The organism is Moraxella atlantae NBRC 14588 (assembly GCF_001591265.1).
GTDB lineage: Bacteria > Pseudomonadota > Gammaproteobacteria > Pseudomonadales > Moraxellaceae > Faucicola > Faucicola atlantae.
The window spans coordinates 1-11,517 of the sequence record NZ_BCUL01000033.1 but is presented as its reverse complement, the minus strand read 5'-3'; the positions used below and the strand labels follow the sequence as shown (position 1 = coordinate 11,517).

2 protein-coding genes are annotated in these 11,517 nt (G+C 48.1%); both read left to right on the top strand.

From position 1 onward, the window contains the following. The first annotated feature begins 189 nt into the window (after positions 1 to 189). A complete protein-coding gene (locus MA2_RS10035; protein ID WP_067059440.1) occupies positions 190 to 1,950 on the top strand; it encodes a ShlB/FhaC/HecB family hemolysin secretion/activation protein in 1,761 nt (586 codons plus the stop codon). Positions 1,951 to 2,013: 63 nt separating this feature from the next. Continuing rightward, positions 2,014 to 11,517, top strand: a 9,504-nt coding sequence (locus MA2_RS10030; RefSeq protein WP_067059438.1) for a two-partner secretion domain-containing protein, incomplete at its 3' end; no start/stop codon positions are given.

The following is an 11,517-nucleotide window of genomic DNA, read 5'->3' as shown; positions in this document are numbered from 1 at the left end:
TTATTAATAAAACTGTACAGAATCATCCGTTAACGATAAAATACCAATAAAACACATTAAAAAAACAGAGACTGCTACCGCATGGCATTGGAAAATCATCTGCACCATTTCCCGTCTATCGAATCCGCCGCTTTAACAGCCAACAGATTACCGATGATAAGCCCGCTGATGTTAGGCCTAGGGATATTGATGACACCGCAAGTTTATGCTCAAACCGACCCAAATAGACAAATAGCCAACGACCAAATTCAACGCCAGCAACAACAAGACGCCGCACGTCAGCAAGCATTAATTCCAGACCCACAAGTCAAAATCGACACCTCAAGCGTCGCCCCAACGGCTGTAGCCAATCAAGTCGACCATAACGCGCCTTGTTTTCCCATCCAACAAATTGGCTACACGACGCTTGACAGTCAAGCCCTAAAGGACGTTCACCGTTTTGACTTTGCCTTAGCCCCAACCACCCATGGCAAAACCCGTGTGCTCGGTAAATGCTTAGGGGTAGCTCAAATCAACCAACTAGTCAGTGACGTACAAAACCGCATTATCGAGCGCGGCTATGCCACCACCCGCGTGGTAGTTGGCAACCAAAACCTAAGCACAGGCAAGCTTACCCTAACCATTATTCCAGGCTATATCGATAGCATCCAAGCGGACACCAGCCAAAGTAAGATTACCATTTCTACCAGCCGTGCAGGATTGCCCACTACTTTTAGCACCGCCCTGCCCTTACAAGCCGGTGACATCTTAAACATCCGTGACTTAGAAACTGCGCTTGAAAACCTTAAACGCGTGCCCACGGCGGATGCCGACTTCTCCATTGTCCCAAGCAGCGAAAACACGGCACCAGGGCACAGTGATATCCTCATCGAGTACACCCAAAACCGCAAATACCGTATGGGTATTGGCATTGATGACTCAGGAGCTAAAGCCACCGGAAAATACCAAGGCAACGTCACCTTAAGCCTTGACAACCCGACCAACCACAACGACCTTTTTTATGCCACCTACAGTCATGACCTAAACAGCTTAGGCAGCAGTCGTGAAAACAAACACAGTGACAACTATGCCCTAGGCTATGTGCTGCCAATCAAGCACTGGCTGTTGAACGCCACCCACAGTCATTACACGTATGACCAAACAGTTGCCGGTGCCACCCAAGACTACACCTACAGTGGCAAAAGTGATACCACCAACCTAGGACTTAGCCACCTAGCCCACCGTGATGCCAAAAGTAAAACCTATCTAAATGCAGGTGGCTTTGTAAAATCGCAGCACAACTACATTGACGACACCGAAGTGGATGTCCAGCGTCGTAAGATTGCCGGATGGACTGCTGGGTTTAGCCACGACATCAGCTTTGGGACAAACCAGCTTAAAACCCAATTTAGCTACCAACGGGGTACAGGCGCCTTTAATGCCATCACACCGCCAGAGAGTTTATTTAACGAAGGTACGGCTCGCACGGGTATCTACAAAGCCAACGCCAACTTAAGCGTACCGTTCAAGCTTGGTCCCCCCAAAGCGCTAACCCAATTTAGCTACCATGCTGCCTTAAGCGGACAATATGCCGAAGATGCATTAGTCCCTAGCGAGCGGATGGCCATTGGTGGTCGTTACACCGTGCGAGGCTTTGATGGTGAACGCACCTTATCAGGCGACCATGGTGTCTTATTACGTCAAGATTTAAGCATGGCACTCGGCAGTACCCCCCATGCAATGTATATTGGTGTTGATGCCGGTCACGTCGCAATGAAGCATAAAACCCAAGATGACCTGCTACTTGGTCACAATCTTGTGGGGGCTGCTATTGGATTGAAAGGGCAATTTTCCCCCATCACCAAACTAGCGATGAGCTATGATGTATTTACCGGTTACCCGATATCACAACCAAAAGGCTTTGGGGATAAAGACTGGGCATCGGGATTTAGCCTAAACCTTGAATTTTAACCCATCCATTAAAAGCAGCCATAAACTGACCACAGCACCACAACCTACACACAGGATACCCATATGAACAGCTGTTTGTACCGCGTGATATTCAGCAAACACCTAGGTCGTCTGGTCGTTGTTTCAGAAAAAACCATGGCTCAAGGTAAATCGGGTAGTCAAGGTGGTCGTGAAAACATAGCAAATTTGGTTGCCAGCCAGTTTAATGCTGGTAATCATGGGATAGTACATCACTGCTATGGCAAATGGCTTAGTCTCACCGCAGCAGTACTTGTCGGCATGGGAGCGGCTAACCTTACTTACGCTAACGTGCACACCCAAATCATTGTAGACAAAGGAGCGCCTAAAAAAGAACAAGCCACAGTGTTAAATACCGCCAATGGCTTAGCCCAAGTCAATATTCAAACCCCAAACAGTCAGGGCGTCTCTAAAAACACCTTTAGCCAGTTTGACGTCGGTAGCACGGGTGCCATCTTAAACAACAGTCGCACCAACACCCAAACCCAAACCGCAGGGTGGGTGGAAGGTAACCCATGGCTTGCCAAAGGCGAAGCCAAAGTTATTTTAAATCAAGTTAACTCAACGAAGCTTAGCCAACTGGCAGGTTATACCGAGATCGCGGGTAAAAAAGCCGAGCTTATCATTGCCAACCCGGCGGGCATTACCTGTTCTGGCTGTGGCTTTATCAATGCCTCACGTACCACGCTTACCACAGGTAAACCCACCTTTAACAACGACACGTTAAGTGGCTTTCAAGTAAGCAGCGGTAAAATTAGCATTGATGGCAAAGGCTTAGATGATAGCCAAAGCGACTACACCCAGCTGATTAGCCAAACCAATGCCATCAACGCCAAAGTTTACAGCAAACAGCTTGATGTCATTACCGGCAACAACACCGTCAGCTATGAAGCTGATGCGAACAACACCCAAATTAGCAACACGGGCGACAACCACACCACTGGTGTGGCACTTGACGTTTCAAATTTAGGCGGCATGTACGCAGGCAAAATCCGTCTGATTGGCACCGACAAGGGGATGGGGGTTACCAACGCAGGGGACATCAGCAGTGGCAGCACACTCACGCTAGACAACCAAGGTAACCTCATTAACACCGGCTTTATGGGTGGCAAAGACGGGGTCGCGGTTAACGTCAACGGCAATACCATCACCAACAGCGGCACCATTGCCAGTAGCCAACAGGGTCTTGGGCTTACTAGTAGCAGCTTAACCAATAGCGGACTGATTAGCGCACGTACCCAAGGTACCATTGCTAACACCACCACCACGAACACCGGTACCCTAAGTGCCGGACAAGTCAGTCTGACCACCGACACGCTTAATAACCAAGGGCGGATTGAACAAACGGGCACGGGCAACCTTGCTGTTACCACGACCGGACTTACCAACCAACACCGAGCGGTGATGGGTCAAGCCTTGTATGCTGATCAACCAGCCGCCACCAACCTAAGCTTAGCCAACGCCCCAAGTACAGCGGCAACCGGTAGCCAACAAGTCGCTAATAATACTAGCAACAGCAACAGTACTACTGCCAATCCTACCCCGGACACGCCCGTGCGAGCACTTGAACCGGTGACTGCTAATGGGCAAATCACGACCAAACAGATTGATAACCAAGGCAGCAATGCCATCATTACCGCCAATGGCGGTATTGATGTCACCACCCAAACCCTAACCAATACGGATAAATCCAGTATCGCGGTCAATGGTTTACAAGCGGTCAACAGCGTTGATAACCAAAACAGCCGCATACAGCTCAATAACCTAAACTGGCAACTTAGCCAGTTTAACAACGCGCAGGGTCAAATTGTTAGCAAACAAGGCATTACCTTGACCAGCCAATTGCCGATTAATAATGCCCAAGGCGTATTAGCGACTTTGGGCGATGCCCGTATTGACAGTGCTGGTGCTATGAATAACACCGAGGGTGTGATTCAAGGCAAAGTGACCGATATCCGTGCTGCAAGTCTAGATAACAGCCACGGGGCAGTCGATGCCAAAGGCAGTTTAACGCTCACCAGTCAAGGCGACTTAATCAACCGTCAAGGCAATATCAGAGCCCAAGGCGATGCCAATATCACCGCCGCAGGATTAAATAATGATCGCGGCGCCATTACCGCGACCGGTCAACTTACCACCCAATCGCAACACGTCAATAACAGCGGTCAGCTGTATGGCGGCATGGGTAATCGCTTGACCAGCGGCGTTATTGATAACAGCGGCATTATTGGTAGTGGTGGTGTGACGACTATAACTGCTAGCAGCCTTAACAACACTAGCACCGGTGTGCTAGCGGCTGGCTTAAACCCCGATGGCACCTTATCCACCAACAAAGCGGATCTAACCGTCAACACAACCGGGGCATTGACCAGCCGTGGCACGCACCTTGCGACTGGCAGAGTCAGCCTAACCGGCAATCCCACCGACCTTGCAGGTAGCATTACCCAAGCGGGGGAAATTAGCTTAAGCTCGGACGGCGATTTATCTACCCAAGGTGCCAAGCTTACCGCCACCGATAGCATGACGTTAAACGCCAAAGATACCTTAAATAACCAACAAGGTGAATTGGCGGCCAATACATTAACGCTCACTGCTAACGCATTAGATAACCGCTATGGCAGTATTACCCAAGCAGGCAGCGGTGATTTAAGCCTAAACCTACCTGGCGGACTCAATAACCAAGACGGTGTCATTGCCACCAATAGCCAAAACTTGACCCTTAACACAAGCGAGTTAAACAACCAAACTGGTAAGATTCAGCATGCAGGTAATGGCAGTCTTGTATTGGCCTCAAGCCGCGTGAATAACAGCCAGCAAGGTAGTGTGTTAAGCTTGGGCGAACAGACTTGGCAGATTGCTGGGGATATTAATAACAGCGCTGGTGTCATTCAAGGCAAACGCCTTGATATCAGCGCCAATAACCTCACTAACACAACCGGGGTGGTCGCTGCCATCAGTGCTGAGCCAACGGCCGATAGCCGTATTCATTTAACCGGCAATTTAAACAACCACCAAGGCACATTGGCCAACAACGCCAGGGGGTTGAATGTGACTGCGGCAAGCGTTGATAACAGCAGCGGTCAAGTGGTAAGCCTCGGTCAACAAACTTGGCAACTTGCTGGGAATATCAACAACCAAGGCGGTCAAATCCAAGGCAGCCAGTTTACCATTAACGCACAAAACCTGAATAACCAAGACGGTATTGTGGTTGCCAGTCACCCAGCAACTGCCAATAGCGCCGTTAATCTTACCGGCAATTTAACCAACACCGGCAATGCGGTCATTTACGCGGGTAACGGTAGCTTAAACATCACCGCAAATCAAATTGACAACGCCGCGCAACTGACCAGCCGTGATAACCTGACCACAACCAGTCAAACCTTTACCAACAGCGGTAATGTCTATGCAGGTGGCAATGCCTCAGTAACCAACCAAGGACAACTCACTAATAGCGCCACCATTGCCGCCGGTAAGCACATCACTATTGATACCGGTAGTCTTAATCAAACGGCAGAGGGTCAATTGATTGCCGGGCTCTCTCCCGAAGGCACACTGGCAACCACCCCAGCGAATTTAACCGTGACCAGCCGTGACGCGCAAACCAATGCCGGGGTAAACGTTGCCACAGGCGACTTAACTGTCACGGGTAGCGCGCTCGACTATACCAGCAGTCAAAACCAAGCGCAAAACATTGCCTTCACCGCCAAAACCGGGGATGTCAATTTAACCGGTGCGCAAAGCCAAGCGGCTGGGCAAATTGCCATTACCACCCCAGCAACCTGGGTGCATGACAAAGGTGTGATGCAAGCGGACCACTACCAACTAGCGGCCGGCAATATCGTTAATCAGGCCGGTACCATCATTCAAACCGGCACCAATGATTTAACCATTCACACCGGTAACTTTAATAACCAAGGCGGTCAGGTTGGCGGCAGTGCCAGCAACCTTAATGTAACCGCCACTGGGGATATCAATAACCAAGACGGTGCGCTGATTCACACCGGTAGCGGCAATGTGAATATCAGCAGCGCCAATGTCAATAACACCCGCGGTCAACTGGTCACCAACGGGGGTCTTACGTTAAATGGTGCCGGCACGCTCACCAATGATGCTGGTGTCATACAAGCGGCACAGGCAACGGTGAGTGCGGGGCAAATAAGTAATCAAGCCTCAAGCAATCAAGGTGGCTTAATCTTAACCAGCAGCGGTGATTTAACCCTAAATGGCAATCTTAACTCACAAGGTAATCAGTCAGTCATTCAAAGTGCCCATGATTTAAATGTGAACGGCGGCAGCATCACCAATGGCAATGGCGCCATGCTATCGGCAACCAATGCGTTAAATGTAAAGGCTGACCAGCTGACCAATGACCAAGCGGTCATTGTCGCCAATCAAGCGGTGGGGATCAGTGCAGGTAGTGCCACCAACGCGGGCAGCATTGCCAGTGTCAATGACACCGTCAACATCGCAGGCGGCAGTTTAACCAACACCGAGTCAGGCAATATTCAAGCGGCGAAAGCGATTACCATTACTCAGGCAAATATTGCCAACCAAGGTGTGATTACTAGCAATGATGCGTTGAATGTGACCGGCTCTGGAGCAATCGATAATCATAGCGGTATCTTAGCGGGTAGCAATGTGGCTCTAGCGGCGCAAACGCTCAACAACAACGCCGGCTTAATCAGTCAAAGTGCAGCCGATGGCAGTTTAACCATTACCACCCAAGGCTTACTTGATAACCAAAACACCAAATCGAACGATGCCGCCACTAAACCCTTGGGGATGTTAGCCAATGGCATCGCCCTCATTAATGCCGGTGACGTCAATAACCAATCTGGTCGAATCAACGCCAATACCGTGACGCTCACCAGTACCGGTAGCAGCGTCAATAACAACCAAGGTGAAATCGCCGCTAATCAAGCGTTAAGCTTAAACGCTGGTAATGCCAATGTGAGCAACCAAACCGGTCAGCTACTCGGTCATACCACCAACGTGACAGTAGCGGGATTGGATAACACCAACCAAGGCTTGGTGCTGGCCAATCAAGATTTAACCGTGAATGCGGGTACTATCAATAACAGTAACACCAAACAAGCCTCAGACGCGACACTATCACAAGGGTTTGTCGCCAGTGGTAACGCCACGTTAACTGCCGCGGTTGTTAATAATACTAACGGTCAAATCGTGACGGGTGACTCAGCAAATCTTAATGTCAGCCAGAGCCTCACCAACCAAAGCGGCCGTATTGAATCAAATCAAGTTAAAGTGGGCGGCAATGCCAGTGTGGATAACAACACAGGGTTAATCAAGGGCCATGAGCAAGTTGATTTAACGGGCAAAGGTTTAACCAATACCGGCGGTCAGCTACGTGCGCCCACACTCAATGTGGCACTGACCGATAGCTACACCCATGGTGTGACTGATAAGCTGGAAGCCGATAATTTAAGTTTAACCACGCAAGGGGATTTTACTAACCAAGGTAAGCTTGCGGCATCAACCCGCTTAGCGGTTAGCGCACAAAACATTGATCACCAAAAAGACGCGAGTTTAGAAAGCGGCGATTTAATCGAGCTTAACGCAACCAATAATATTCAAAACCGTGGGCTGATTCATGGTTCAAGAACTTATCTGACCGCTGGCAATACGCTCGATAACTTAAGCTATGGTCGTATTTATGGGGATTATGTGGCAATTAAGGCCGATACACTCAATAACACCCCTAATTTATACACTAAAACCAAGGTTGATTATTGTGAGCCAGGGTCTGGTTGTGCGGTTGAGTATAAGGCGATATTGCCGATCTCTAATGCACAAGTGCAGACAAGTACCGATATCTTCGGCAATCCTATCTACGAATCCGACCCAAGTTTAAGCCAAGCGTGGATTGATGCTCATACGACTTATGAGCCAACTTATTATGCGGTGACATCCGAACCGGCACCGGTGATTGCGGCGCGTAATCGCTTAGACATTGGGGTTAAACAGTTAAACAACAATCCTAATCCTGCACGAGCTGGTATATTTAATCCCGACTTTAATGGACAAGCGCAGCTTTTAAGTAATGGGGAGTTACATATTGGTGGCGATTTGGATAATTCATATCAAGCGGTTGGAAGTGCCCAAACAATTACCAATCTTGGTGCTACCATTCAATCAGCACGCAATATGCATATTAAGACAGACAGTTTATTGAATGGTAATTCTACTTTCCGAAAAATCAATGAAGTCACTTCGGTTAAAGAAGAATCAAAATGGCAATTTAAAGATGATTCTAAAAAACGTTTCTTCTTTAAAGATGAATTATATAAGCGACGTTGGGATTACTATACCAAAGATACCAATGAGAAACTTGGTGAAGACTATAGAGATTACGATTATAAGATATATACACTAAAAGATCGTGTGGTTGCTTCCGATCCTGCTCGAATTATTTCTGGGCAAGACATTTTTCTAGAAGGTACTGACTTGAAAAATGATAAGGGTATTATCTTGGCAGGTCAAACAGGGGAGATTCATGGTAAGGAACTTATCAATAATGTAAATCCTGCTGACACACTTGGCAAAGAAAGTTCACTTAAAGAAGGGTTTTATCAGTTAAAAGAAGTTCATTGCCATGCTCTTTGTAGTAAAAAAAGTTTAGATGACATAGGACCTAAAACGCCTTTTATTGAAGTTGGTGAATCTACTTCATTCAAATTGCCGATTTTAAACGCAAATATCAAAGACATTGATACAATGTTGCCGCCATCGCAGGCAGCGACTGTTGATAATCTTAGCAAAGCGGTCACTGCATTAGCTACCCTCCAAAAAAGCACACAAACAGCTAATAATGCTACTACTACCACTGATAACAGTAATGTAGCTAAACAAGATGCTATTAATTTATTATCAGAATTTGCTAAGGCAAACCCAGACACGCTTACCCCAAAACAACAAAAGCAGCTTGATGCTATCTTAAAGGCTCAGAAAGAGGGTAAATCAGTCAGTCAAGCACAGCTTAATGGACTCATTGACAGCTTAAACGGCAGCATCAAATCACAATACACCGAAGAGGTGCGTGTTACCGGCAATGGCCCTACCCTACCGAACAGCAGCCTTTATAACGTTGACCCCAATAACCCCAATGGTTACCTAATCGAAACCGATCCAGCCTTCGCCAACTACAAAAAATGGCTATCCTCCGACTACATGATGCAGCGGTTAGGCTTAGACCCAAGCAACCTGCACAAGCGCTTAGGCGATGGCTACTATGAGCAAGGGCTGATTCGTGACCAAGTGATGAGCCTAACCGGTCGTCGTTTCTTAGGCGATTACACCACTGACGATGCCATGTACCAAGCCTTAATGGACAATGGGGTTACTGTGGCGCAAGCCATGAACCTACGTCCTGGTATTGCACTCACCGCTGAACAAATGGCGCAGCTGACCACGGATATTGTCTGGCTGGTTGAACAAACCATTACTTTAAAAGATGGTAGCAAACAAACCGTATTGGTGCCTAAAGTCTACGTACGTGCTAAAGTCGGTGACCTAAAAGGTGACGGTAGCTTAATTGCTGCGCGTAATGTGGCTATGCAGCTCACGGGCGACTTAAGCAACCAAGGCAATATTGTTGCCCATAATGGTTTACGCATTCAAACCAATAACCTCAATAACCAAAACGGCGGGTTAATCCAAGGTAACTTTGTTCAAGTTAACACCAAAAACGACTTAAACAACATCGGTGCCACGCTTAAGACCAATAGTGCCATGGCACTTGATATTGGTGGCAACTTAAACAATAGCAGCAGCACCTATCATACCGAAAGTAAGCTTGGACAAAGCAATGCCTGGCGCACCGGTATCGATCAAATCGGTCAAATCTATGTGGGCGATGGCTTACAAGGCATGACCGATGACAACAGTCGACCCCTGACCACCTTAAGCATTGATGTCGGTGGTAATGCCACCTTTAACGCCGGTCAACTGATTAATCAGGGCGGCAGCACGAGAATGGTTGCCCAAGGCGATGTGGCCTTTAATGCACTCAATACAGGTTTCCAAACCAATGCCATTGGTGACAGCAATAACTATTACAAAGTGGGTCAAACGCAAGATGTGGGTAGTGTGGTAGCCAGCCAAGGCAGTAGCTACATTCAATCCAAAGGTGGCAGTATCACGGGTACTGCAGTGACCATTCACAGTGAGGATGGCACCAGCTACTTGGACGCCAAAAAAGACATCCTGCTAAAAGAAGGCCGTGCCACCAGCAATCTTGAAACGGCTAACAAAACCACGGACAAAGGCTTGTTAAGCCGTAAGACCACCCAAGATCGCAACAGTGCGACCAGTGATGAAGCGATTAGCGGCAATGTCACTGGCGACCGTTTGGTTATAAACGCGGGCAATGATATTCAGTTAACCGCGACCAATGCGATTAGCCAAAGCGGTACCACGCTAAAGGCAGGCAATAATCTCACCATTGATGCAGCAACCAATAATGAGCATCAAAGCAGCAGCCATAACGAGAAAAAATCAGGGCTATTTAGCAATGGTGGCGCAAGCTTCACCCTAGGCAGCCAAAAAACCGCCAATCAAAATAGCACTGACACTACCACACACACCGGTAGTGTCGTCGGCACCTATAACGGCAACACGGTGTTAACGGCAGGTGAGCATTATCAGCAAACGGGCAGTAAGGTTTATGCCAAAAACCAAACGACCGACGATGTGCATGACCTCAATTATGGCACGGTGGTCATCAATGCCAAATCCGCGAATGTGGATAACACGGTAGCCTCGAGCGAATCACACAGCAGCCAACGCCAAAAAACCTCAGGGCTTACGGTTAAAGTCTCCAATAGCTTAGTCGATCAAGCCCAAGACATTCAAGATTTAGCAAAAGCGGGGCAAACCACCAACCGTGACCAAATGAAAGTCATGGCAGGGGTGGCTGGTTTTAGTAAACTACGCACACTGGACAAAGGGGCAACCAAAGCAGTTGATAGCATACAAAAAGGTGGAATAAGCAAAGAAGGCTTGTCAGAGGTTGGCAACACCCGCATTCAAGCCACACTAGGCAGACAATCAAGCTCAAGCACCCATGACAGCCTCTTGAGTAAAAATGAAGCCTCAAGCATTGAGGCCAATAACTTGGTATTAAACATCCAAGGCAAAGGCAAAGACAGTGACTTTACCGTCACAGGTAGTGACATCAACTTAGCTGGAGACCTCTACAACCACGTTGAAGGCGATGTGACGTATCAAGCGGCTTCTGGCACAGGTTATGACCGTACCAGTCATCAATCAAGCGGCTTTGGGGTTGGGGGGTATGCCAGCACGCAAAGTGGCGCAGGTATTACTGCCAACGCCAATATGGCAAAAGGTTATGGTAATGAAACGCACACCACCAATGCCAATAGCCATATCAATGTTGGTGGTACAACTTATCAAAACATCGGTGGCAACCTTGTATTAGACGGTGCGGTGGTAAAAGGTGATTATGCCACCGGGCATATCGGTGGAGGCATCATTGCCGCCAGTCGCCAAGATACCGCCAAGTATGATGGC

Coding starts and splice junctions, on each gene's coding strand:
- MA2_RS10035 (WP_067059440.1), top strand. CDS start 190: ATGACACCGCAAGTTTATGCTCAAACCGACCCAAATAGACAAATAGCC.